Raw genomic sequence first — 23452 nt, forward strand, 5'->3', positions numbered from 1 at the left:
GCTATCTTCATCCCGACTTCACCGGATTTCGCATTTGGACATTTCCCCCATAAGCCGACGGCTGCGCACCCTTACCCGCGATCGGGAATTCCGTACCTGGTTCCGCCGCATCGGCATCGTCCTTTCCATCCCCGCCGGCCTTTTCGCCTTGGCCGTGGCCTGGTCCTGGTTCACCTTGCCGCCCCTGGAACGCCTGGAACGGATGGAGCCCAGCCTGATCACGCGCATGTACGACAAGGATTCCAACGTGCTGCGGGAATACTACGTGGAGCGCCGGGTGTGGACGCCCCTGGAGCGCGTCCCGCCCCGGCAGATCCAGGCCGTACTGGCCATCGAGGACCGGGACTTCTGGACGCATGGCGGGGTCGACCTGCCGGCCATCGGCGCATCCCTGTTGTCGGCCGTCTCGGGAAAGCGGGTGCGCGGGGCCTCTACCCTGACGCAACAGTTGGCTAAGCTGGTTTTCCTCTCGCCGGAGCGGTCGGTAACCCGCAAGTTACGGGAAATCCTGCTGGCCCTGCGCATCGAGAGCACCTACACCAAGAAGGAAATCCTGGAGCTGTACCTCAACCAAGTCTACCTGGGCGCGGGCGCTTACGGATTCGGCGCCGCGGCCGAGCGTTATTTCTCCCGCCCCTTGGATTCCCTATCGCTCGCCCAACAGGCGACCCTGGCCGGCATGTTGCAACGGCCGGAATACCTGCGTCCCGACCATCATCCCCAGCGCGCTTTGGCCCGCCGCAACCTGGTCTTACGGCAAATGGCGGCCACCGACGCGTTGCCAAAGGCCCCGGCCGATTCCGCCGCGGCCGGGCCCCTGGCCCTGCGCATGCATGAATTCGAACACGTCGATGGCAACGCGTCCGGATATTTCGTGGATGCCGCAAGCCGCGAAGTGGACGATCGCTGGGGCAAGGGATTCCTGGACAGCGCCGGCACGAGCATCCGTACCACCATGGACGCCAAGGCCCAGGAGATCGTGGAGACCGCGCTACGCGAGCACCTGGCGGACATCCAGGCCCGCATGGACTCCGAGGACCCCAAGCATAAGTCCGCTCGCCGGGCGCAAGGGGCATTCGTTCTGATCGAGAATGCCACGGGCGCGGTGAGGGCTTTGGCGGGCGGCTTGGACTGGAAGGCGTCGGAGTTCAATCGCGCCACCATGGCGGCCCGCTCCCCGGGTTCGGCTTTCAAGCCCTTCGTCTATGCCGCCGCGGTGGACAAGGGCCTCAGCCCCGGCGGCCGCGTGGTCGATGAGCCCTTTTCCATGCCCGATCCCGACGATTCGACCAAGCTCTGGCGGCCGCACAACCTGGAGTACGACTTCGAAGGGGCGATGACCTGGCGCCGCGCCTTCTACCGCTCGCGCAACATCCCCGCGGTGCGGGCCGCCCTGGAAACCGGCCTGGATACCGTGGCCGCTTATGCCCATCGCTTCGGAATCTCCAGGCCCATGCGCGCCGTTCCCGCCCTGGCCCTGGGCGGTTGCGATGTCTCCCCGCTTGAAATGGCCGCGGCCTTCTCGGTGTTCCCCAACGGTGGCCTGAAGATGCGGCCCCGCTTTCTGGAGGCGGTGCTGGATCGGCGGGGAGAGCCCATCTCGCTCGCGATCCCGCCGCCCGAACGCGTCTTGGGCGAAGCCTCCGCCTGGATCCTGTCCACCATGCTTCGGGACGTGAACATCCGCGGGACGGCGGCGGACGTATGGGCGGGGGGATTCTACCAGCCTTCGGGCGGCAAGACGGGGACGAGCAGCGATTACTGCGATGCCTGGTACGTCGGCTTCACCAAACGCTATACCGCGGCGGTGTGGATCGGCACGGACGATCATCAGCCGCTGGGAGCCGGCCATGCGGGCACCGACGATGCCATGCCCCTTTGGGCCGATGCCATGGAGCGATTGCACCACGGGATGAAAGTCCACGTCTGGGAGCAGGACTTCCCGCGCCCGGCGGGCGTCGCGGATATCGCCTTATGCAAGCTGACGGGCAAGGTCGCGCAGCCCTGGTGCGATTCCGTGGCCCATGATTACCGGGTCGCGGGGCTAGGCCCCAAGTTGGCTTTGTGCCCGCGGGAAGCCCATGCCGCGCCTAAGGAGGACGCCGCCCAGCCTTCGGCCAAAGCCGGCGGACGCAAAGGCGGAGGATTCCTGGAAGGCTTGTGGAAGAAGATTAAGCGACCCTTCTAAGGGTCGCCGCGCCCGTTCTGAACCGGCCCGCGGATGCGGGCCGCGACGGCGGGCCGCCCTTACTCGAGGGCGATTTCCATCTTTTCGCGGGCGAAGCGCACTTCCACACGCGCGTTCTTGGCGCGGCACTTATCGCGCACCTCGGCTTCGTAGGCTTCCAGGAATTCATCGGTATGGTTGGGATCGTGGTGGAAGACGAGGTACTTCTTCACGCCCGCGTACTGCGCCAGCTCGAATCCCTTTTCCCAGGTGGAATGCCCCCAGCCCTTGTACTTGGACTCGTATTCCTCGGGCGTATACATGCCATCGTAGATCAGCAGATCGGCGCCCTTGGCCAAATCCCCGAGGGCCAGATCCATGCGGTTGGGATAATGCTCGGTGTCGGTCGCGTACACGCAGGAGGTTTTCCTGCGCAGATCGTCCAGGCGATAGGCCAGCACCCCGTTGGGATGGCAGCCTTGCGCGCATGTCACGCGGGCCACCGTTTCTCCGGAAAGGGATTGGATGTCGATGGCTTGGCCGGGTACGATATCGGTGTAGGTGAAATCGGCGCCCAGTTGGCGGAGCGAAACCGGGAAATTGGGTCCTTCCATTTGGCCGGCGAGGATTTCCCCCAAAGTGTTGTCCGCCTTGCCCCGGCCATAGACGCCGATCCGGTAACCGGCGCGATACCCCGGCCCGAAGAAGGGGAATCCCTGGATATGGTCCCAATGGACATGGCTGAAGAACATGTCCAATTTGGGGACGTCCTTGCGCTCCAAGAGGGAAATGCCCAAGTTGCGGATGCCGGTGCCCGCATCGAAGATGACCACGTTGCCGCCCAAATCCACCGAGACGCAGGAAGTATTGCCTCCATAGCGAACGGTATGCTCGGAAGGGGTGGGGATGCTGCCGCGGACGCCCCAAAAACGCAACTTCATGTCAGGTCCTTAAGCCCAGCATTTGAACCATTCTACCCTCTTTATCCGGAAATCCACAACAAGATATTGCCGATAAGACAGGATGCAGGGAACGGCCTCATGTCGATGTGAGGAGACTCACATAGGTGGAACTGCTACTCTTCGAATCAGCTCCATACGTATCCCCGGATCAGTTCCATCCGTAGAAGGTTCGCAACTTCCCCGTCAGTTCGGCCAGAGGCACCATGGTGAATTCCTTTTCGCTGCGGAGCTTCCACTCGGCCCGGCCGCTTCGCGGCCCGCCCCCCTGCGGCACGCTGCCCTCGGGTCCGTTGTCGGCGAGGCCCTTCTTGCCCACGGCGATGCGGACCGGTATCCCCCAAAGGTCCGCATCCTTGAACTTCACTCCCGGTCGCTCGTCGCGATCGTCGAAGAGAACCTGCAGGCCCTGCCCTTCCCACTCGGCCATGAGCCGCGCGCAGGTTTCCAGCACTTCCGGTTCCTTGCCGATGTTGACCAGATGCACGTGGAAAGGCGTGATCTCCTTGGGCCAGATGGGCCCGAACTCATCGTGGGAGTTTTCGATAACCGCCGCCATCAGGCGGCCGATGCCGATGCCGTAGCAGCCCATGGTCGGCGTCTTCTGCTTCCCGGATTCGTCCAGATAGGCGCAGCCCATGGATTGGCTGAACTTGGTCCCGAGCTTGAAGATATTCCCGATTTCGATGCCGCGCACCGCGCGCAGACGGGATTTGCCGTCCGGAGCCAGGTAGCCCTCTTGCGCCTTCGCGAAATCGCCGGTATGGGGCGTGTTGAAGTCGCGGCGGAAATTGATGTGCTTTAGATGGAAGCCTTCCTCGTTGGCGCCGCCCACGAAATTGCCGCTCTCGCAGATGGACAGGTCGGTGAGCACCAGCAAGTCCTTCCGCTCCGCAAGCGGCGTTCCGCCGCCGCCCTGGGCCGAAGCGTAGCCCGGCACGATGCCGAAGCCGCGGATGAAATCCTCCTGGGCGGGCAGGAGCCAGGGAGCCTTCAGGTAGTTGCGCACCTTCACGTCGCTCACTTCGAGATCGCCGCGGATAAGGACCAGCACCAAGGTACGCCGCTTGTCCTGATCGATCTCGAACATCACCGCCTTCATGGTCTGGTTGGGCTGCACTCCCAGGAAACGCGCGACCTCTTCGATGGTCTTCATCCCCGGGGTGGCCACCTTCTCCACGGGCAGGGGATCGGTCTTGGCGTGTTCGTGACGGAACTCGGCGATCTCCTGGTTGGCCGAATAGCGGCCGTCCTCGGATATGATCAGGTAATCCTCGCCATGGCCGGATTCGAGCATGAATTCATGCGCGATCTTCCCGCCCATGATGCCCGTATCCGACTTGACCACGATGGGCTTGATGCCCACGCGCCGGAAGATGTTCTCGTAAGCCTGGTAGGCGCGCTGGTAATAGGCATCCAGATCCGCATCGTCCTTGTGGAAGCTGTAAGCGTCCTTCATGGTGAATTCGCGCACGCGCACCAGGCCGCCGCGCGCGCGCGGCTCGTCCCGGAACTTGAGTTTGAACTGCCAGATCATGAAGGGCAATTGCTTGTACGAGGAAAGCACGTAGCGCGCCAGATCGGTAATCGCCTCCTCATGGGTCATGGCGAGGACCATATGGTGCTCGGCCCGATCCTTGAAGCGCAAGAGCTCGGCGCCGATGACGCCGTAGCGTCCAGACTCCATCCACAACTCGGCCGGCTGCACCAACGGAAGGTCCACTTCCTGCCCGTCGATCTTCTCCATCTCCTCCCGGATCAGGGCCTCGATCCTGGCCAGCACGCGCTTGCCCAAGGGCAGGATGGAATACAGCCCGGAGGCCAATTGCTTGACGTATCCGCCGCGCAGGAGGAATACGTGGCTGGATAGTTCGGCGCCCGACGGCGGTTCCCGCAGGGTCTTAAGGAGATATTTGGAGACTAGCATGGCGGGGAAAGATAAAAAAACCCAATCCTTGCCCGTCCCCGTCCCCGGCCCTTACAATTCCATTCGAAGTATCCCTAGCGAAGCGGCTTGAATCGAGAATGCTGCAAGAGATCGCCCGCGTCTTCTCCTCCAATGGAGTCCTTATCCAAGGCTCCCAATCGGTTCCCGCGCCCAAACGCCAAGCCGCTTCCGCGGCCGCCGCCCCGGCGGCCGGCGCACTGGCGCCCGGCGGGCAAGGGCCGGCAAACGGCGCCCAAGACGGCGATGACTCCGGTTCCGGCGCCAAATTCGACCAAGCCTCGTCCAAGTTGGAATTGTCCCGGCGGGGAAGGGAATTGCAGTCCGCGGCCGCCGCATCGGCGCAACCGGACGGAGCGGCTTCGGCCGACGCGAAGGCGACGCAGGCCAAATCCGCCGCCGGCGTAAAGACGCTCACCCCCGAAGAGGAAAAACAGGTCCGCGAACTGAAGAAGCGCGATACCGAAGTGAAGGCCCACGAAGCCGCCCACCAGGCCGCGGCCGGCGGGCAGGCGCGCGGCGGCGCGGCTTTCGATTACCAGACCGGCCCGGACGGGAAGAACTATGCCGTGGGCGGCCACGTCGATATCGATGTGAGCCCGGTCCAGGGTAACCCGCAAGCTACCCTGGAACACGCCCGTACCGCGCAACGCGCCGCCCTAGCCCCCGCGGATCCTTCCGGCCAGGACCGCGCGGTGGCCGCCGCGGCGGCCCAAATGGCCGCGCAAGCGCAGGCGGAAATGACGAAGGGTAAGGGCGCGGATAAGGAAAGCGGGACGGGGGACGTCCCGGAAAGAGGGCCCGGTCCGGCCAATGCCGATCGGATGCGCGCCTACGGACGCCCCTCCGCCGCCCGCGCGTCCTTCAACGTTTTCGCCTAAGGCAGATCGCCATCAGCCCATCAAGGGCCAGTCCTTGCGCTTCCGCTCCTCGTAATCCGGCACCAAGCGTTTGTATTCGCCGCTCATGAAGGGCGACGAGAACAGGAAATCCGCCGAAGCCATATTGCTGACCACGGGGATGTTCCACACCACCACGATGCGCAACAGGGCGCGCACGTCCGGGTCGTGGGGCTGGGCGGCCAGCGGGTCCCAGAAGAAGACCAGCACGTCGATTTCCCCTTCCGAGATTTTCGCCCCGATCTCCAAGTCGCCGCCCAGAGGCCCGCTGCGGAGCTTTTCCACCTTAAGCTTGGTTTCCTTCTCGAGCATGGCCCCGGTGGTGCCGGTGGCATAAAGGTCATGGGCGCCGAGCTGATCGCGATGGCGCTTGGCCCATTCCACCAGCTCGCTTTTCTTATGGTCATGGGCCACCAACGCGATGCGCTTGCGGCCGGGCATTTTCGTTTCCACGTACTCCACTGCAACCTCCCGCGCCGTATGGCGCCTTGCATAATAATTATATTCCGCTTGGATTTATCGGCATATGGGTGCAAGCATTTCCCCGGTGAGACCGGGAGATTCCGTCCCGGTTCCGCGGCCCTCCGCCGTCCTTCTCCTGTTGGCTCTGGCCATCGGGATCGGCCCTGCCAGCGCGCTTCCCGTGATCGTGAAGAAGGAAATCCAGTATCCCGATGGTAAGTTGAAGGAAAGTTTCGACTATTTCATCGATGGCCAACAGCGGGAAGTGCGGGACGGCCTGGACGAGGAGTTCTATCCGAACGGCGGGAAGAAGGGCGAGATCCCCTGGCGGAACGGCAAAGAAGACGGATTGGTGGTTTACTATTACCAGGACGGCCGCAAATCCTACGAGGCCAATTACAAGGAAGGCAAGAAGAACGGATTCGCGACGGTCTGGTATCCCAACGGGCAGAAGCAGTGGCAAACGGTTTTCCGCGCCGGCTTGACCCATGGGGTATGGCGCGAATGGTACGCGGACGGGAAGAAGAAGTTCGAAGCGAATTATAGCGACGGCAAATTGGATGGCTTGGCGACTTGGTGGTACGATAACGGCCACATCTGGCAAGAGCGTTCTTTCCAGGATGGCGCGCTGACCAAGGGCTCGGTGCGGGAATGGGATCGCGCGGGACGGCAAACATTCCCGCCTCCGGCGGATTCGAGCGGCGACCCGGGGGCGGAACCGTCGGCTTCGCCGCCCGAGCCGGTCGCACGGGACACGTCGGCCACGGGCGATTCCCGGGTCGGAAAATAAGCGCGCCCGTTTTCTTAAAAGGCGCAAAGGAACCACATGGCCAAAGCGGCGAAGAAATCCCCGGCAGGCAAGAACGCCCGGCCCTTGGTGGGCGTGATCATGGGAAGCATCTCCGATTGGGAGACCATGAAGGAGGCCGCCGAGGTTCTCAAGGGATTCGGCATCCCCTACGAGGCTGAGGTGGTCTCGGCCCATCGCACCCCCGAGCGGATGGTCGAGTACGCCAAGAGCGCGCGGGACCGGGGCCTGGAAGTCATCATCGCCGGGGCGGGCGGCGCGGCCCATCTGCCTGGCATGACCGCGTCCCTCACCTCCTTGCCCGTGATCGGCGTACCGGTCGCAAGCAAGCAACTGAAGGGATTGGATTCCCTGCTCTCCATCGTACAGATGCCGGGCGGGGTCCCCGTGGCGACCATGGCCATCGGCAATGCCAAGAACGCGGGACTCCTGGCCGCGCGCATCCTGGCGTTGGGACGTCCCGATTTGGCGGCCAAGGTGGACGCCCATCGCGAAACCCAGGATCGCGAAGTGCGCGCCATGCGCATCCCGGGCCATTGAGCATGCCCATCTTGCCCGGCGCGACTTTGGGAATCCTCGGCGGAGGCCAATTGGGGCGCATGTTCGCCCTCGAAGCCAAGCGCATGGGCTACCGCGTGATCACCCTGGAGCCGTCGCCCGATTCCCCCTGCGGCCAAGTCGCCGATGAGCAGATCCAGGCCGACTACGCTGACGAGAAGGCGCTGCGCGAGCTGGCCGCCCGATGCCAGGCCATCACCTACGAATTCGAAAACATCGACGCCCGCGCCGTGGAATATCTGGAAGACCTGGGCCATCCCGTCCATCCCGATAGCCATGTCTTGCGCGTGAGCCAGGATCGGTTGTTGGAGAAGAACTTCCTGCGTGACGCGAACTTGGGGGTGACCGCGTTCCGGGCCGTGGATAGCCTCGCCGATCTGAAAGCCGCGGCCCTCGAAGTCGGGCTGCCCGCCGTGATCAAGACCGTCCGGGGCGGCTACGATGGCAAGGGCCAAGCCGTGGTGAACGATATCGCCGCCGCCGAAGCCGCGTTCGCGAGATTGCACAAAGGGGCTCCCCTCATCTGGGAAAAGAAGGTCGCCTTCGTCAAGGAATTGAGCGTGATGGCCTGCCGTGGCCAGGACGGCGCGGCGGTCGCCTATCCCGTATCCGAAAACGTGCACGTGGAAAACATCCTCGACACCGGGATGGTCCCCGCCCGCATCCCGCCGACGGTGGCTTCGCAGGCGCGGGCCATGGCGGAAGCCGTGGGGAACGGCCTCGGGATCGTCGGCGCGTACTGCGTCGAGATGTTCCTGGATGCGGAAGATCATTTACTGGTCAACGAGATCGCCCCGCGGCCGCATAATTCCGGGCACTACACCCTCGACGCCTGCATATGCTCGCAATTCGAACAACAGGTCCGCGCCATGTGCGGATTGCCGCTGGGCTCCACCGCCATCCTCAAGCCTTCCGTGATGATCAACATCCTGGGCGATGGCCAAGGGGATACCCTGTATGGGGTGGACTCCCTGCTTAAGCGCCAGGGCATCGCCTTCCACTTGTACGGCAAGGCCAAGGCGCCGGCCAAACGCAAGATGGGCCATTTCACCGTGCTGGGGGAGTCCGCCGATGCGGCCCTGGCCGAAGCCCGCGCCGCGCGGGCCCTGCTCCATTGGGGTTGAAACCATGCCGATAGGAATCCTGCTCTTCCTCCTCTCCTTCCTGGGGGCATGGGGAGGGATGCATTATTACGTGTTCCGGAACCTGGCCCATCTGGGTTGGAACCGCGGCTGGCTCACCGCCGTCCTTTGGGCCCTCGCCCTGGCCTTTCCCTTGGCCCGTTTATTGGCCTTCCGCTGGCGCCCCGCGGGCATCCGCGTGCTGTATTGGATCGGCGCGACCTGGATGGGTGCGGTTTTCCTTTTCTCGTTCTGGTTCCTGATGGCTTCGCTGGCGCGACGCATGCTGGGATTCGCGGGAGTCGGGGTCGACTCGGATCCCAAGGCTTGGGCGGGCTCCGTGGCGGCGGCGGTGGCGGCCATGGTGGCTTGGGGCGCGCTTAACGTGGCGCGCGGCCCGCGCGAGGCGCGCTATCACGTGGATCGCAAAGGCCGCTACGGAGGCGCGCGCAAAGCGCGGTTGGTGCAAATCTCGGATGTGCATCTCGGCCTTATCCTCGGCGCGAACTTCCTGAAAGGGTTAGTGGATCGCATCAACGCCATGAATCCCGATCTGGTTCTGATCACGGGCGATCTTTTCGATCCCGAATTCCCCGACGACGCGAAGGCGGTGGCGGAACTGCGCCGCCTGCGTCCCAAGCAAGGCACGTTCGCGGTGAGCGGCAACCACGAGTTCTATTCCGGTATGCATCGGTATTTCAAGATGATGGAAGAAGCGGGAATCCCCGTGCTGGACAGCGAGGTGCGCTTGACCGAAGGCGGTTTACAGGTGGCCGGCTTGCACGATCATACCGCGGATCGTTTCACGGCCGCGGGCGTGCAGCGAGATATGGCGAAAGCGCTGCGGGACATCGACCCCGCGAAGCCATCCATCCTGCTGGCGCATCAGCCGAAGGGATTGCAACCGGCCACCGATGCGCGCGTCGATCTCATCTTCAGCGGGCATACGCATGCGGGCCAGATCTTCCCTTTCTGGGCCTTGGTGCGATTGTCCTTCCGCTACATGGCGGGCCGCTACCGCCTCGGCCCCGACACCGATTTGATCGTGAATACGGGAACGGGTTTCTGGGGGCCGCCCATGCGCGTGGGCACGCATTCGCAGATCGTAGTCGTCGATCTCGAGTATTGATTCGCGCCCGCGGAATCGCACCCGCTGCGTTTTTACGGAGCGCCCGCTCCGGGTTTCGCAGCGCCCGCTCAGATGTTTGGAAGTTTTGGGGCGCAAGCGGGCTCGCATGATTCAAACATCTCCAATGTCTTAAATCACTGCAACCGACCTTTCCGCTTTTGACGGTATTCGCGCCGTTACCTCAGGCGATCCGTCCCTGCCAGCGCATGCATATTATCTTAACTTCATTGCAGGCCGATAAGGTATTTTCCCGACATCGACATCGGATACGACTGAGGTAGATGATGGATGTACAGACTTACGATCGTACGCAAGAGCTCGCGGACCTGCTGCTTTCCGAGCTGCAAAGGCTGCACCGCGAAAAGGGCCTCGGCAAGATCGAGGAGAAGCTGAAACAGATTTCGGGGAGCCTTCCCAAAGGCTACTCCATCACGCTCAACTTCTCCGTCGAAGTGTTCGACGAGAACCGCGAGAAGTCCTTGAAGACCGGGGACGCGGGCCTTACCTGCCTGGAAGGCGATCGGCCCTACCTGTCGACCAGCGAAAGTTCGCCCGCCAAGTACATCGTAGACGGGGAGCTGATGAAAGTGCCCCACGATCATTGCCCCAATTGCTGGTCGCGCTGGAGCTTCAAGTCCCGCGTGAAGGAGTGCCGCGAATGCGGTTACCGCATGGGCCGGGAAATCAAGCTGCTCTTGGATACCAACGTGTGCCCCCATTGCGAGAACAGCCCCATCTCATTGCACCACCCCCATTGCGAAAGATGCGGGTACGTGGTCGATCAAAGCATCGTCTCCTGGGGTTGAAGCCCTCCCGGGAAGGGATTCGCTCCCGATCGGGGTTTTGCCTTCCGACCTAGCGTTTTCGGATCCTGATTTTCCATCCGTTTTAATGCAATAGCTCTGCCGCGATCGCTCGCTTTCGCGGCCCGCCGCGCCAGGCCGTACACTTGCCGTATATGAGCGGGGCATCCCATCAGGACATTCGCGAGCTCGTGCGCCGCCTGGAAACCGATCAATACGCCCTCGGCGATATCCGCGAGGCGGGGGAGCTTTTGACTTCCGCCCTGCCCCGTGACGAAACGTACCGATTGGCGCTGGGGTTCTGGGAATCGGCTCATGGCCAGGTGCGCGCGCTGGGGCTGTTCATGATGCAGGCTTTGGCCCCGGATCATGAAGGCGCGAGCGGGTTCGTGGCCGGCGCCAAGCATGCCAGCGGCCTGCCGGAGGAAAAGAAAACGCCGGATTACAGCGCCATAGGCGAGGTCATCAAGCATTGGATGCGGGAGCACCGGCGCCAAAAGAAGGGCGTCCGTTAAATCCCTTTTGTTACCTTTGGGCCTAACCAAGATTCGAGGTGTCCATGCCGATTCGCTCGACCATCGCCCTTCTCATCCTCGCGCTCGGCGTCTTGGCCGGTTGCGCGCGCAAGGTTTCCCGGACCGCCAATTTCGGCACTCCCGAAAACGTGCTTTCCTACGGGGTCTATACGGCCACCACCCTCGACTCCGGGCTGTCCGTCAAGCTGAGCCTTAACCAGAACGGAACCTATTCCAAGAAGAAATTCCAGGGCTCCTGCTACCTGATGGAGTACAAAGGCGATTGGAAATGCGATAACGAGTCCATCGATTTCACCCTGCAGGAAATCCGCCATCGGCCGGATTGCCATACCGAATCCTGGGATACCGAGAAAATAGGGAAGAGCACCCATCGCATGATCCGTTCCGTGACCACTACTTCCTTCGAACTTTTGGATCAGGACGAAGCCACCTCCGCCCAATGGGTCAGGTTCGTCAAGCGCTAATTTTCGCGAAATCCGCCGCCAAATGCGCCGGAAAACCGCCCCCCGTGCCGTATTGCCATCGCTAATCGCTGGTCCTGGAAACGGGCAAACCTATCTTACCTCCCAGGAGGGCGCCGTTTTAAATGGGCAAACCGAAAGCGAAAATCCTGTCATGGGCCGGCACGTTCGTCGCCTTCGCCTTCATCGTTTTCGCGATTTGGCTTTTCATCCGGACCCTGCATCATTTCGACTTGCACGAAGTCGTGGCGCGCGTCCGGGAGATCCCGCCCCATCGTCTGGTTATGGCCGGGCTCTGCGTGGCCCTTTGCTACGGCATCCAGACCCTGTATGATTTCCTGGCGGCCCGTTCCGTGGGGATGGCCGTGTCCCTGCCCCGGGCTTCCCTGGCCGCCTTCGTAGGCAATAGCCTGACTAACAGCATCGGCTTTTCCCTGCTGACCAGCACCTCGGTCCGCTACCGGTATTACCTGGCTTGGGGCTTCAGCGCCTTGCAAATCGCCCAGTTCATCACCCTGGCCAAGCTCGCTTTCATCAACGGCCTCACCTTGTCGACCGGGCTGGCGCAAATTTTTTCCCCCGTCCATCTGCCCGCCGATTTGCCTTTTTCCCTCTCCCCCCGCGCCATAGGATTCATCCTCCTGCTGCCGACGGCGCTTTTGCTCCTATGGAACGGCTTCGCCCGCGGTGGCACCTTGGCCCTAGGTAAATTCCGCTTGGAGCGCCCCCGCCAGATAATGCTGGTGTTGCAAGTGGTGGTGGCTTGCATCCATTTCGCTTTCGCCGGCGCCGCTCTCTACTTCCTGCTTCCCGAAGGGGATTTGCATCAGGCCGGATTCATCGGGCCCGTGTCTTTCCTAGGCACCTTCATGGCCATCAAGTTGGCGGCCTTGTTCCTTCCGGTACCCGGCAGCCTAGGCGTGCTGGAGGCGGCGTCCCTGGCCGTGCTTACCCCCGCCATGCCCGCTTACCCGGTGCTTGGCGCCTTGCTGGCCTTCCGATTGGCTTTTTACGTGATACCCTTCGGCATCGGATTGGCGACCTTATCCGCTTACGAGCTGACGGCCGGGTCCGGATTGTTACCGTCCATGCTCAGACGACGCCGGGGACGGCGATTGGCCTGATGGAAGGCTACCTCGAACGTCCCTCGGAAGGACGCCAGGATTTCAACGAACCATGAATCCGGCGAAGCCTTTCGCCGTTCCTTCCTTGACTTCGACGGACTCCACGCGCGCATGCGGGGGCCCGCGCCGGCACCACTCAACGAATAGGTCCAGTGCTTCGCGTTCGCCTTCGGCTTCCGCGTAAACCGAACCGTCCGGTTCATTTCGGACGAACCCGCTTAGGCCCAAGCGCCCGGCCTCGATCCGGGCGGAGGCGCGGAAGAAAACCCCCTGGACGCGTCCGCTCACGCGGATGGCGAAAAGGATAGGCGGATGCGTCGTCATAGGGGACGAAGATAAGATCGCGGCGTCAGGGTCGCAATGTTACCTTTCCGGGCATGCCGCCAGATCACGGACCTGAACCGGCGCACGAGCGCAAAGAACCGCCTGAACCGCCCTGGGGCGCCTTCCTGGACGGGGGCGCCGAGGATTGGCGCATCTGGCAGCAGGATTCCGCGGGGAAGGCGCGCATCGAACTCTCCGGACGCTGGGCCCCGAAGGCTTCCATGGGCGGCAGCGCCGGGATGGCATCCCATGGAAACCTTTCCCGATGGCGTTTGGCGCGGAGCGTTGGAAGGCGCGCCGGCGGGCGGATTGTATCGCCTGGAAACGCGTTTCAATCCCAAGGGGAACAAGTTAGGCGAATGGGCGCTGCGGGGCGATATGCGGCATTTCCTCGGGGTGGGGGATGTTTGGCTGATCGCGGGCCAAAGCAATGCTTCCGGTTACGGACGCAAACCCTATAGCGAGGCGCCGACCTTGGGCGTCCACGTATTCCGGTCCAAAGGCGCCTGGGAGTTGGCCGCCCATCCTTTGCACGATGCCACCGGGACGGGTTTCCCCGCTTCGCGCGAGACCTATAATAATGGTCATTCCCCCTTCCTCCGTTTCGCGACCGAATTGCGATCCCGCCTCGGCTATCCGATCGGCCTGGTGCCGGGGGCCTTGGGAGGCTCGCCCCTCGAAGCCTGGCACCCCGGGCGCGGCCCCTTGTTCCGCAATCTCGCCGCCATGACGCGCGCGGCGGGAGGGAAGGTCAAAGGCATGCTGTGGTACCAAGGGGAGACGGATGCCTCACCGGGCACGGCCGGCGACTACTTGGATCGTTTCCTGGCTTCGGCGGAAGGCTGGCGCCGGGAGTTGGGAAATCCGGATATGCCCATCCTGACCGTGCAGATCGGCCGTTACCGATCGGATCGGCCGGGAGAGGAGGATCAGGAGTGGGCCGAAGTGCGTGAAGCCCAACGGCAGGCGGCCCATCGCGACGGCCGGATTGCCGTGGTCCCCGCGCTCGATCTTCCCCTCGACGATACCATCCATCTGGGTTCGGAAGGGAACGCGACCTTGGGCGCGCGCTTGGCGGATTGCGCCCTGGGCTTCGTCTACGGGCAAGCGGCGTCCTGGCGGGCCCCGGATCTGGCGGAGGCGGTTGCCGATGGTCCCGATGGCGTGCGCCTGCGCTTCGCCCACGTGGCAAGCCGGCTCGATTCCCTGGTTCCCGGCGCGCGGCCCTTTCGCGTGGCCGATGCGGAAGGCGTGATTCCCGTGGAGAAGGCCGTCTACTTCCATCGCGATTCGGTGCGTTTGCAGTTGCATCGTCCCATCGGGAAAAATGCCGTGATCAGTTGCGGCTATGGCGAAGATCCGGACGCGCTTCCTCTGGACGTGGAAAGGCAAATGCCCGTGCTGGCATTCCATGGCGTGCCATTGGGGGCAAGGCATGTTTAGAGTCCTTTCCCGTAGCTTCATCCCTTGTGCCGCCTTCGCGGCCGTCCTGGCCTGGGCCGGCCAGGCTGCGGCCGCTCCCCCAGCCGCCGCGACCCCCGGGGCGAACGGGAACATCACGCCTGCGCGAATCGCCGGCGAGCGCGCCTCGGTGGACCTCACGGTTTACAACGACGGCCAGGCCTTGGTCCGCGAGGAGAGGGCAATCAACCTGGCCACGGGGGACAACCGGGTGCTGATCCCGGATATCCCGGGTACCATCGACGCGACCTCCCTGCATTTCGCGAGCCTCACCGATCCCGTTTCGGTTCGCGTGCTGGAACAGAATTACCAATACGATCTGATCAGCCAAGCCAAGTTGTTGGAGAAATACCTGGGTAAAACCGTGGAGTTCCTGCGGGAGGATCCCGCCACCCATCGGGAGAGCGCTGTACCCGGGCGCATCCTGGCCATCGGCAACCCGGATGGTGGCGATGGATCGCGCCATGCGGGAATGGTAGCCGAGATCTACGGCAAGTTGGAAATGGAACCCGCCGGACGCTTGGCCTTACCGCTCTTGCCCGAAGGATTGACGCTCAAACCCCGATTGGAATGGCTGCTTCGCTCGGAAAAAGCGGGCGATCAGAAAGTCGAAATAAGCTATCTGGCGGGAGGATTATCCTGGTCCTGCGATTACGTGGCCTTGCTTGCGAAAGGCGATTCTAAGCTCGATCTTACCGGCTGGGTCACCTTGTCCAATGAATCAGGTACCGCTTTCCGCGATGCCGGCCTTAAGCTGGTCGCCGGCGAGGTGCACCGGGTCGAGGATGCGGCCGTCGATCTTATCGGCTCCCTCGAAGTTGACGAGGATAAGGCGGCGCCGGCGCCCCCGCAATTCCAGCAGAAGGATCTTTTCGAGTACAAGATCTATTCCCTGCAGCGCCGCACTGATCTGGGAGGACGGGAAACCAAGCAAATCGAGCTCGTCTCGGCGCGGAATGCGGCCGTCAGTAAGATACTGGCCTATGACGGGGCGGATCCCGAATGGCGCAATCGCCTTTTCAATCCCGGCTACCGCGGCCAGCAGGATTTCGGCGAGCAATCCAATCCCAAGATCGGGATTTACCTGGCTTTCCGCAATGACGAGAAATCCGGGTTGGGCATGCCGCTGCCCAAAGGCAAGGTGCGCGTCTACAAACGGGACGACGACGGGAAAGAGCAATTCATAGGCGAGGATGAAATCGATCACACGCCCAAGGACGAGGAGATGCGCCTCTACCTGGGAAACTCCTTCGATGTGGTGGGAGAACGCGCCCAGATCGGCTTCGTGAAATTGGCCCTCAATCGCGGAGTAGAGGAAACCTTCCGGATCAAGGTACGTAACCATAAATCGGAGGCCGTAGAGGTCATGATCTACGAGCATCCCTGGCGGTGGAGCGGATGGAAGATCCCCAAGACGAACGTGAAGTTCGAAAAGGTGGATCAGAGTACCATCCGGTTCCCCGTGAAAATCGAACCTGAAAAGGAGGCGATCGTGAACTATACGATCCGGTACCAATGGTGAACCCCATTCCGCTCGCGCTGCTTCTGGCCGTGGCCCCTTTGGCGGCGGATTCGAACGCCGCCAAATCTGCGCTCGCCCCCCGCCTCGCCAGCGAACGCAAGGCGGTCGATCTCACCGTGTACAACGGCGGCCAGGCCCTCATCCGCGAAGAGCGATCGATTTCCCTGGCCAAGGGGGAAAACCGCGTACAAGTGCCGGACATCCCCGCCACCATCGACGCGACCTCTTTGCACTTCGCCAGCCTCACCGATCCGGCCTCGGTGCGGGTGCTGGAGCAGAATTACCAATACGATCTGGTCAGCCAGGCCAAGCTGCTGGAGAAGTACCTCGGCAAGACGGTGGAGTTCATGCGCGAGGATCCCGCGACCCGGCGCGAGACGCCGGTGGCCGGACGGATCCTGGCGACCGGCAACCCCGATGCCGGCGGGACCGGCCGGCCCCATCCGGGCATGGTGGCCGAGATCAACGGCAAGATCGAATTGGACCCGGCCGGGCGTTTGTCTTTGCCGGCCTTGCCTGAGGGGCTTATCCTCAAACCCCAGTTGGAATGGCTGATCCATTCGGGCCGGGAAGGGGAGCAGAAGGCCGAGATAAGCTATCTGGCGGGAGGGCTTTCATGGACCTGCGATTACGTTGCCCTGCTGTCGCAACGCGATGACAAGCTCGACCTCACGGGTTGGGTCACCTTATCGAACCAATCGGGTACGGCCTTCCGCGATGCGGGACTGAAACTGGTGGCCGGGGACATTCATCAGGTGGAGCCGCAGGCCAACAACGGTTACGCGGCGCCGCGGGCCATGATGAAAGCGGCGGCCGCGGAGGCGCCGCAGTTCGACCAGAAGGATTTCTTCGAGTACAAGGTTTATAGCCTGCAACGCCGCACCGATCTCGGCGGCGCGGAGACCAAGCAGATCGAATTGGTTTCGGCGGTGAACGCCACCGCGCGCAAGATGCTGATCTACGACGGGTTGGATCAATCCTGGCGATACTGGCTCAACAATGCCGGCTACCGGGGCCAGCAGACTTTCGGCGAGCAGGCCAACCCCAAGGTGGGCGTCTACGTGGGCTTCCGCAACGACGAGAAGTCGGGCCTCGGCATTCCCCTCCCGAAAGGAAAGATCCGCGTCTACAAGAAAGACGACGAGGGCAAAGAGCAATTCGTGGGCGAGGATCTTCTCGATCATACCCCCAAGGACGAAGAGGTCCGGCTATACCTGGGGAACGCCTTCGACGTCGTAGGGCAGCGGGCGCAGATCGATTTCAAGAACCTGGCGTTCAATCGCGGGGCGGAGGAGACCGTACAGATCAAGGTGCGCAACCATAAGAAGGAAGCGGCCGAAGTGATGATTTACGAGCACCCATGGCGCTGGAATGAATGGTCCATCCTCAAGTCCGATTCGCCCTACGAGAAAGTGGATCAGAGCACCATCCGGTTTCCCGTGAAGATCGCGCCGGACAAGGAGAAGGTCGTCACTTATACTATCCGGTACTCTTGGTAAAACAGCGGATGCCCATCGTCGTGGCCATCCTTTAGGCCGCTTCCCGCCGGGTTCCGATCGCCCGGAAGCCCTACGGAGACGGGGGTTCCCGGTCGTCGTCCATTCCGCAAAGCCCTCGGGACGGGGCGAAATGGCGCTGAATGCGCCGTTTCGCCCTTCGCCCGGAATCCATCCAAGGCTTGGCTTGCTGTCCCTCCGGAAAAGGAGTATCCTGGGAATACGCGCTCCGGATAACGAACGCCGGGAGGGGACATGCAAACGTCCGCCTTTTGCCTTTGCCTCGTTGCCGCACCTGCCCTTTGGGGTTACGGCGATATCCCAGGGGATCCCCTCTTCGGTAAATCCTGGGGCATGCAACTATATAGCCCCGCCTTCCTCGAGAACGGTTACATCCCGGATAAATACACTTGCGACGGGGAGAACATTAGCCCTCCTTTGCATATCAAAGGCGTGTCGCCGAAGGCCCTCAGCTTGGTGTTGATCGTGCAAGACCCGGATGCGCTTACGGGGGAATGGGTGCATTGGACCGTATGGAACATGAACGCGGCTACCCGCGTCATCAGCGAGAACAGCGTGCCCGACGGTTCCGTGGAAGGCGATACCGATTATGAGTTGCCGGCCTGGGCCGGGCCCTGCCCGCGCTGGGGCGTCCATCGCTACCAGTTCCGGCTATATGCCCTCGACGTGAAACTGGATCTGGGTTCGCGCGCCAACAGGGCGCAGCTCGACAAGGCCATGCAAGGGCACATACTCGATCGCGCCGATCTGGTGGGATTGTACGGGCGGGACCCGATCCGCGCGGCCAGCGATAATTGGATCGAGCGCAAGGTCAGCAACTGACGGATCCGGGGTAACCCGGGCGCTACCTGCCTTGGGCTTCCGCCCCCAGGCCTTCACATCCTCTGAGCGGTTTTCGCCGGCGCCGGTCGCCATGGTTTTTCGACCGGAAGCGGCCGCGCATCGGCCGTCGTAAATCCGTTCGGGGCCCCCAGCACGCGATCAAGGATGGCTGCCGCCGCCCCGGGTTTGCCCAAGGCGCGGGCCTTGGCCCCCAAGGCCGCCAGGCGGGCCGGATCGGAAAGCAGGGCCCGCACGCGATACTCCAGGCCGGCCCCGTCGTAGGCCTTCAAGGCGGCCCCGTTCTCGAGCAGGTAATCGGCATTGCGCTCTTCCTGCCCCGGAATCGGGTTGACCAGGATCATTGGTAGTCCCATCGCCAGGCATTCCGAGGCGGTGAGGCCGCCGGGTTTGGTGATGGCGATATCGGCCGCCTTCATCAGCCTTTCGATGGTCCGCGTGAATCCCATCGGGAAGAAGCGGCCGGGATGGGCCTGCGCCAGAACCTTGAGATCGGACAGCAGCTTTTCGTTACGTCCCGCCAGGGCCACCAATTGGAAGTCGCCGGGCAAGGCCAAAAGGCGCGCAGCGGTGGCTTCCAGCCCGCCGCCGCCCGTACCCGCTCCCACCCCCGCGCCTCCGGCCATCAAGGCCAGCACCGGCCGGGAAGGATCAAGTCCCAGCGAACGGGCGCATTCGGCTTTGTCGAGGGGGGCCATCCCAGAGGATGGGGCCGTCCTTGCAGACAGGGTGGTCCTTGAGGACGGGACCGCTCCGCCGATAGAGGCCCCGGAGGCCGGGTCCGCGAAGGCCGGCATGATGGGGATCCCCGTAACTTGGATGATACCCGGATCGACGCCTTTGTCCGCCATGCGGTAGGCTACCTCTTCCGAGGCCGCGAAGTATCCCGCCATATGTTCGTGGATCCAGAGGCGGTGCACGTCGAAATCGGTTACCGCCACCCATACGGGAAGTTTGAATACGCCCTTGCGGATTTTCCGGGAGAGCAATTGGGCCGGCAGGAAATGCGTGCAAACGACGTGATCGGGGTTCAAGTCCTTCAGCAACTTCATGAAGCGCACGGTATTCAAACGCTCCAAGGCCTTGCGCAGGGCCTCGGTCTTGGAATACTCCCGCGGCGGCTTATCGCTGCGGCCGTAGAGATAGCCCCAGATTTCGGGATGCTTCTCCACCACGTAAAGGAAGGATTCGGCGTAGACCTTGCGGAAGACCGAGGGGACCCATTCCATCAAATCGATGTGGGTGGCTTGCACGTCGGGATAGGCTTCGGCGGCCCGGGCGCGGATGGCCTCGGCGGCGCGTACGTGCCCGGCCCCGGCCGATACGCTTAAGATCAGCAAGGAACGGGATGCCATAAACTTCCTTTCAGGTGGGTACCGTCGGGGCGCCACGCTCCGCCCGATACGCGAATTCGACGTCTTCCATTTGCGGAACGTTCATCAGTTGCTTAAGCACGGCGGGCAGACCGATGCCTTCGAAGAGGAGCGCGTGCAGGCCTTCCAGGATGTGCATGCGGATGCCGAGCTGGGCCGCCTTCTCCCGCACGATGCGTACGGTGTTGACCCCCTCGGCCACTTCGCCGATTTCCGCGACGGCCTCTTCCAGGGTCTTGCCCTGCCCGAGCATCATGCCCACGCGGTAATTGCGGGACAGCGGAGAAGTGCAGGTGGTAACCAGATCGCCCACGCCCGCGAGCCCCAGGAAGGTCAGGGGATTCGAACCCATCTTGTCCGCGAAGCGGCTCATCTCGGCCAAGGCGCGGGTGATCAGCATGCCGATGGTGTTGTCGCCCATCTTGAGGGACGCCACCAGGCCGGTGGCGATGGCATAGGCGTTCTTGAGAACGCCCCCCAGCTCGACGCCGTACACGTCATTGTTGCTGTAGACCCGGAAATACGGGCCCGAAAGCACTTCCTGCGTTTTGCGGACCACCTCTTCGTAACGGCTCGCGATCACGGTGCCGCTGGGCATCTTGGCCGCGATCTCCTTGGCCAGATTAGGCCCGCTCAAGGCTCCGATTTTGAGGCAGCAGGTTTCCTCGCGAAGCACCTCGGTCATCAGCTTGAAGGAATCGGCTTCGATGCCTTTGGTGGTCGATACCAGGATTTGGCTTCCGTCCACGTAATCGCCCAAGCGGCGCGCCACCGATCGGAAATGCATGCTGGGCACCGAAACGATGATCAGCCGGGCGGCATGGGCCACTTCCGCGATATCCGCGGTAGCGGTGACGTTGACGCTCAATTTCATCCCGGGCAGGTATTTGGCGTTCTCGCGGGTGGCGTTGAAACGCTCCGCCCCCTCGGCGGTGCGGTGCCAATGCAGAACGGGATGTCCCTTGGTCCCGATCATGTCCGCCAGGGCGCTACCGAAGCTGCCCCCGCCTACGATCCCTACGGTTTCCGGGGCGCTCATGCCTGCTCCTTCCCGCGCGGCCCTTCCAGGGCCTCCTCCAGGCCGTAATGGGCCAGGCGATTGCGGTAATAGTACAACAGCTTCATATTGCCCGTGTGGATCCCCATTGTCCCTTCCTTGAGCGCGTCCCCTTCGTGGAAGGAGGCGAAATGCTCCAGGGCCTTCGCCAGCACATCGGCGGGCCCGGCCTGGTCCAGATCCGGGGCCAGCGCGATGCCGCCCTGATCGCGGAGCCGGCGCAAGCGTTCCAGCAAGACTCCCAGGTCCACCAGCAATTCGGCGCGGGGCACCGCATGTTCGGGCCCGGACGTGCGCAGGGCGCGGTAGAGATCGTATTGCGGATGCCGGTGGCGCATGGCCGCGAAGGCCGCGAAGGCGGCCGCATGGGTGCTCATGGCCACGTTGTTGCGCCGGAAGGAATCCAGGATGGCGCGTCCCAACTCGCGGGTGTATTCCTGATCCCGTTGCGGATCATGCTCGGGCTTGCCGTCCACTTCGACGTACTTGCGGCGATCGACCGGGCGCCCATGGGCGTCCCGGCTCACCCCGTCCAGGTCCACGCGGTTCCCGAACAAATCCAGCGGCTCGCCGAATTGCATGTGGATGCGGGAATCCAGATGTTGCAGATCGCGCCAGAAGCGCAGCACGCGCATGGGGCGGCTGTAATCGCTGCGGATGCGGATATAGCGGCTCTTTCCCGTTTCCTGCAAATGCTCTTCGATGAGCGAACGGGCTTCCATCACCAAGGCGCTGGAAAGGGCGCAGGGTACGACGAAAAGGTCCGGGTTCGGCTTCTGCTCCTGGAGGTTGGAGATGTAGACGTTCACTCCGCATCCCAGCAGACCCAACTTCAACTTGCGTTCCACTTCGCCGCTGCGGCTGCGCGTGCCCCCGGGAAAGAACAGGTTATGCTGGCCCAGTTCCATGGAAAGGGTGGCGTAATGCTTGAGGGCCGTCTTGTACACGCCGTTCTTCTTGCGCCGATCCACCTTGTAGGCGCCCAGGTTGTTCAGGAAAAAGGATACGAGCGGGTTGCCGAATAAATTGAGGCCGGCCCCATAGGTAAACGGCGGCAGCCGTTTCTGGTACAACCCCAGGCCGATCAACACGCTGTCCAAGTTGCTTACGTGGGTGGGGGTCATGATCAGGGTGGCCTTATCCGACAATGCGCGGATATGATCGATGGGCCCGCTGATGACCAAGTTCTCCTCGAGGCTGAGCCTTTTCCCCACGTACCCGAGGAAGGAGGCCGGGGAGAAACGGGACAGGAGGGCCTTAAGGCCCCAGGGGAGCACCTTGGCCGCGAATTTGTGGAGCACGGGGTTGAAGTACCCCATGATCTCGTCCACGTACATGGCGGCGATGGACTCGAGGATCTTTTCCCGCCCGGCATCGTCCACGCGATGGAATTGGGACGCTACGTTGCCCCAGAAGCGGGCTTGGCGCTTGTCGTCCTTGCCCCACTTACCGGAGCGTAAGCGCTCTTGCTCCTGGTAGACGGCATCGTTGATGAGGATTTCCAGGTTCAGATCCTTGGAGATACGGCACAACTCTTTATGGTCCTCTACCGTCCGCCTTATGACTTCGCTGCGGACGTATTCGAGCTGTTCGCGGGTAAGGCGCAGCCCTACGTCCGAGGGCATGCCGGCCCTGGGGGATTGCGAAGCGCCGGGCGGCGCGGCGCCGGGCAGGTTCGGGACAAGGACTCCGGGTTCGCTCATGCTCGCCAGCCTTACCGGAAAAGGGGTTCCAAGCCGGTGGCCGAGAGTTCGTCCAGGCGGCGGACGACGCGATGGGCTTTGGACAGCACGCCCGCGCCATGGGTGGAGGCGACCCCGATGGCCCGCATGCCTCCGGCCAAGGCGGCCTCGATTCCCATGGGCGCATCCTCGAAGACCAGGCAGCGCGCCGGAGGAACGCCGATACGGGCGGCGGCCAGAAGGAAAACCTCGGGATCCGGTTTGCCGCGCCGGACGTCTTCCGCCGACACGATCAAGTCGCAAGGTTCCTGGCGGGTGAAATAGCCCGCCATGCCCAGGATCTCCAAGGAAGCGGTGATGTTCAGGCGATGCGTGGAAGATCCTATCACGCGCGGAATCCCGGCTGCGGCCAAGCCGTCCAGGAAAGGCCTCACTCCGGGCAGGGGTTCGATCCCCCATTCCCTGATGATCTCGCGGTAGAGCACCTCTTTGCGCAGGGACAGGCGCCGGATTTCCGCTTCGTCATGGGTCCAGCCGAGGATGCCCGGGATGATGGCTTCGTTCTTCATCCCGAAGCCTTTGAGGAAGTGGCCTGCAGGAAGTTCGCGGCCTTCTTCGCGCGCCAAGCGGTTCCAGCTTTCCTCATGGTGGCGCGAGGAGTCGATGACCACACCGTCCCAATCGAAAATGGCGCCCAGCATGGA

General features: G+C 62.8%; 22 protein-coding genes. 14 read left to right on the plus strand and 8 right to left on the minus strand.

The genetic code is table 11. The annotated features are described in order from the left end of the window. Positions 1–34 precede the first annotated feature (34 nt). Positions 35–2188, plus strand: coding sequence for a PBP1A family penicillin-binding protein (locus tag JF616_05590; protein MBW8887216.1), 2154 nt, complete (start codon positions 35–37; stop codon positions 2186–2188). Between the two features lie 59 nt (positions 2189–2247). Here the strand turns inward: JF616_05590 and JF616_05595 are convergent, their stop codons facing one another. Then, positions 2248–3108 (minus strand): MBL fold metallo-hydrolase, encoded by an 861-nt coding sequence (locus JF616_05595; GenBank protein MBW8887217.1) that lies wholly within the window; start codon positions 3106–3108, stop codon positions 2248–2250. Positions 3109–3277: 169 nt separating this feature from the next. Then, positions 3278–5053 carry a proline--tRNA ligase gene (locus JF616_05600; GenBank protein ID MBW8887218.1) on the minus strand — a complete coding sequence of 592 codons (1776 nt, stop codon included), beginning with the start codon at positions 5051–5053 and terminating at the stop codon, positions 3278–3280. Positions 5054–5151: 98 nt separating this feature from the next. On the opposite strand from JF616_05600, the gene JF616_05605 reads away from it, so the two are divergent. Continuing rightward, the gene (locus JF616_05605; GenBank protein MBW8887219.1) at positions 5152–5952 is read left to right on the plus strand and encodes a hypothetical protein; all 801 of its coding nucleotides are present in this window, start codon (positions 5152–5154) and stop codon (positions 5950–5952) included. Between the two features lie 12 nt (positions 5953–5964). Here the strand turns inward: JF616_05605 and JF616_05610 are convergent, their stop codons facing one another. Continuing rightward, on the minus strand, positions 5965–6411 hold the full coding sequence (locus JF616_05610; GenBank protein ID MBW8887220.1) for a methylglyoxal synthase: 447 nt from the start codon (positions 6409–6411) through the stop codon (positions 5965–5967). Between the two features lie 85 nt (positions 6412–6496). On the opposite strand from JF616_05610, the gene JF616_05615 reads away from it, so the two are divergent. The 8 genes from JF616_05615 to JF616_05650 all read left to right on the plus strand — a co-directional run bounded on the left by JF616_05615 (position 6497) and on the right by JF616_05650 (position 12972). After that, entirely contained in the window at positions 6497–7222 is a 726-nt protein-coding gene (locus JF616_05615; GenBank protein MBW8887221.1) for a toxin-antitoxin system YwqK family antitoxin, read from the plus strand. 36 nt (positions 7223–7258) lie between these two features. Beyond that, complete coding sequence (gene purE / locus JF616_05620; protein MBW8887222.1) at positions 7259–7780, plus strand: 5-(carboxyamino)imidazole ribonucleotide mutase; 522 nt, start codon at positions 7259–7261, stop codon at positions 7778–7780. Positions 7781–7782: 2 nt separating this feature from the next. Beyond that, positions 7783–8922, plus strand: a complete 1140-nt coding sequence (gene purK, locus JF616_05625; GenBank protein MBW8887223.1) for a 5-(carboxyamino)imidazole ribonucleotide synthase — start codon at positions 7783–7785, stop codon at positions 8920–8922. 4 nt (positions 8923–8926) lie between these two features. Beyond that, positions 8927–10048, plus strand: a complete 1122-nt coding sequence (locus JF616_05630) for a metallophosphoesterase (protein ID MBW8887224.1) — start codon at positions 8927–8929, stop codon at positions 10046–10048. A 281-nt stretch (positions 10049–10329) separates the two neighbouring features. Next, complete coding sequence (locus JF616_05635; GenBank protein MBW8887225.1) at positions 10330–10854, plus strand: hypothetical protein; 525 nt, start codon at positions 10330–10332, stop codon at positions 10852–10854. 152 nt (positions 10855–11006) lie between these two features. Continuing rightward, a complete protein-coding gene (locus tag JF616_05640) occupies positions 11007–11366 on the plus strand; it encodes a hypothetical protein (GenBank protein MBW8887226.1) in 360 nt (119 codons plus the stop codon). Positions 11367–11410: 44 nt separating this feature from the next. Next, positions 11411–11851, plus strand: a complete 441-nt coding sequence (locus JF616_05645) for a hypothetical protein (protein MBW8887227.1) — start codon at positions 11411–11413, stop codon at positions 11849–11851. 122 nt (positions 11852–11973) lie between these two features. Next, the gene (locus tag JF616_05650) at positions 11974–12972 is read left to right on the plus strand and encodes a UPF0104 family protein (GenBank protein MBW8887228.1); all 999 of its coding nucleotides are present in this window, start codon (positions 11974–11976) and stop codon (positions 12970–12972) included. Positions 12973–13014: 42 nt separating this feature from the next. Here the strand turns inward: JF616_05650 and JF616_05655 are convergent, their stop codons facing one another. Further along, on the minus strand, positions 13015–13296 hold the full coding sequence (locus JF616_05655; GenBank protein ID MBW8887229.1) for an acylphosphatase: 282 nt from the start codon (positions 13294–13296) through the stop codon (positions 13015–13017). 249 nt (positions 13297–13545) lie between these two features. Between JF616_05655 and JF616_05660 the strand changes: the two genes are divergently transcribed. From JF616_05660 to JF616_05675, 4 genes are all read left to right on the plus strand, one after another. Beyond that, positions 13546–14739: a hypothetical protein gene (locus JF616_05660; GenBank protein ID MBW8887230.1), complete on the plus strand. Its 1194-nt coding sequence runs from the start codon at positions 13546–13548 to the stop codon at positions 14737–14739. Continuing rightward, the gene (locus JF616_05665; protein ID MBW8887231.1) at positions 14732–16279 is read left to right on the plus strand and encodes a DUF4139 domain-containing protein; all 1548 of its coding nucleotides are present in this window, start codon (positions 14732–14734) and stop codon (positions 16277–16279) included. The genes JF616_05660 and JF616_05665 overlap by 8 nt, the downstream gene beginning before the upstream one ends. After that, complete coding sequence (locus JF616_05670) at positions 16273–17778, plus strand: DUF4139 domain-containing protein (GenBank protein ID MBW8887232.1); 1506 nt, start codon at positions 16273–16275, stop codon at positions 17776–17778. The genes JF616_05665 and JF616_05670 overlap by 7 nt, the downstream gene beginning before the upstream one ends. A gap of 351 nt (positions 17779–18129) precedes the next feature. Continuing rightward, positions 18130–18618, plus strand: coding sequence for a YbhB/YbcL family Raf kinase inhibitor-like protein (locus tag JF616_05675; protein ID MBW8887233.1), 489 nt, complete (start codon positions 18130–18132; stop codon positions 18616–18618). Positions 18619–18671: 53 nt separating this feature from the next. Here the strand turns inward: JF616_05675 and JF616_05680 are convergent, their stop codons facing one another. From JF616_05680 to JF616_05695, 4 genes are read right to left on the minus strand one after another with little or no spacing between them, the layout of a single operon-like run. Then, positions 18672–19991 carry a glycosyltransferase gene (locus tag JF616_05680; GenBank protein MBW8887234.1) on the minus strand — a complete coding sequence of 440 codons (1320 nt, stop codon included), beginning with the start codon at positions 19989–19991 and terminating at the stop codon, positions 18672–18674. Between the two features lie 10 nt (positions 19992–20001). After that, entirely contained in the window at positions 20002–21048 is a 1047-nt protein-coding gene (locus JF616_05685; protein MBW8887235.1) for an NAD(P)H-dependent glycerol-3-phosphate dehydrogenase, read from the minus strand. After that, a complete protein-coding gene (locus tag JF616_05690; protein ID MBW8887236.1) occupies positions 21045–22769 on the minus strand; it encodes a 1-acyl-sn-glycerol-3-phosphate acyltransferase in 1725 nt (574 codons plus the stop codon). The genes JF616_05685 and JF616_05690 overlap by 4 nt, the downstream gene beginning before the upstream one ends. 11 nt (positions 22770–22780) lie before the next feature. Next, the gene (locus JF616_05695; protein ID MBW8887237.1) at positions 22781–23449 is read right to left on the minus strand and encodes an HAD family phosphatase; all 669 of its coding nucleotides are present in this window, start codon (positions 23447–23449) and stop codon (positions 22781–22783) included. Between the last annotated feature and the right edge of the window lie 3 nt (positions 23450–23452).

The sequence above is a fragment of the Fibrobacterota bacterium genome (assembly GCA_019509785.1).
Taxonomy (GTDB): domain Bacteria; phylum Fibrobacterota; class Fibrobacteria; order UBA11236; family UBA11236; genus Chersky-265.

What these genes read in the sequence shown, in the direction of transcription:
- JF616_05630 (MBW8887224.1), top strand. Translation starts at nt 8,927, where the DNA reads ATGCCGATAGGAATCCTGCTCTTCCTCCTCTCCTTCCTGGGGGCATGG.
- JF616_05595 (MBW8887217.1), bottom strand. Translation starts at nt 3,108, where the DNA reads ATGAAGTTGCGTTTTTGGGGCGTCCGCGGCAGCATCCCCACCCCTTCC.
- JF616_05670 (MBW8887232.1), top strand. Translation starts at nt 16,273, where the DNA reads ATGGTGAACCCCATTCCGCTCGCGCTGCTTCTGGCCGTGGCCCCTTTG.
- JF616_05665 (MBW8887231.1), top strand. Translation starts at nt 14,732, where the DNA reads ATGTTTAGAGTCCTTTCCCGTAGCTTCATCCCTTGTGCCGCCTTCGCG.
- JF616_05635 (MBW8887225.1), top strand. Translation starts at nt 10,330, where the DNA reads ATGATGGATGTACAGACTTACGATCGTACGCAAGAGCTCGCGGACCTG.
- JF616_05600 (MBW8887218.1), bottom strand. Translation starts at nt 5,053, where the DNA reads ATGCTAGTCTCCAAATATCTCCTTAAGACCCTGCGGGAACCGCCGTCG.
- JF616_05650 (MBW8887228.1), top strand. Translation starts at nt 11,974, where the DNA reads ATGGGCAAACCGAAAGCGAAAATCCTGTCATGGGCCGGCACGTTCGTC.
- purE (MBW8887222.1), top strand. Translation starts at nt 7,259, where the DNA reads ATGGCCAAAGCGGCGAAGAAATCCCCGGCAGGCAAGAACGCCCGGCCC.
- JF616_05675 (MBW8887233.1), top strand. Translation starts at nt 18,130, where the DNA reads ATGCAACTATATAGCCCCGCCTTCCTCGAGAACGGTTACATCCCGGAT.
- JF616_05605 (MBW8887219.1), top strand. Translation starts at nt 5,152, where the DNA reads ATGCTGCAAGAGATCGCCCGCGTCTTCTCCTCCAATGGAGTCCTTATC.
- JF616_05695 (MBW8887237.1), bottom strand. Translation starts at nt 23,449, where the DNA reads ATGCTGGGCGCCATTTTCGATTGGGACGGTGTGGTCATCGACTCCTCG.
- JF616_05690 (MBW8887236.1), bottom strand. Translation starts at nt 22,769, where the DNA reads ATGAGCGAACCCGGAGTCCTTGTCCCGAACCTGCCCGGCGCCGCGCCG.
- JF616_05685 (MBW8887235.1), bottom strand. Translation starts at nt 21,048, where the DNA reads ATGAGCGCCCCGGAAACCGTAGGGATCGTAGGCGGGGGCAGCTTCGGT.
- JF616_05645 (MBW8887227.1), top strand. Translation starts at nt 11,411, where the DNA reads ATGCCGATTCGCTCGACCATCGCCCTTCTCATCCTCGCGCTCGGCGTC.
- JF616_05660 (MBW8887230.1), top strand. Translation starts at nt 13,546, where the DNA reads ATGGAAACCTTTCCCGATGGCGTTTGGCGCGGAGCGTTGGAAGGCGCG.
- JF616_05615 (MBW8887221.1), top strand. Translation starts at nt 6,497, where the DNA reads ATGGGTGCAAGCATTTCCCCGGTGAGACCGGGAGATTCCGTCCCGGTT.
- JF616_05680 (MBW8887234.1), bottom strand. Translation starts at nt 19,991, where the DNA reads ATGGCATCCCGTTCCTTGCTGATCTTAAGCGTATCGGCCGGGGCCGGG.
- JF616_05655 (MBW8887229.1), bottom strand. Translation starts at nt 13,296, where the DNA reads ATGACGACGCATCCGCCTATCCTTTTCGCCATCCGCGTGAGCGGACGC.
- JF616_05610 (MBW8887220.1), bottom strand. Translation starts at nt 6,411, where the DNA reads ATGCCCGGCCGCAAGCGCATCGCGTTGGTGGCCCATGACCATAAGAAA.
- purK (MBW8887223.1), top strand. Translation starts at nt 7,783, where the DNA reads ATGCCCATCTTGCCCGGCGCGACTTTGGGAATCCTCGGCGGAGGCCAA.
- JF616_05640 (MBW8887226.1), top strand. Translation starts at nt 11,007, where the DNA reads ATGAGCGGGGCATCCCATCAGGACATTCGCGAGCTCGTGCGCCGCCTG.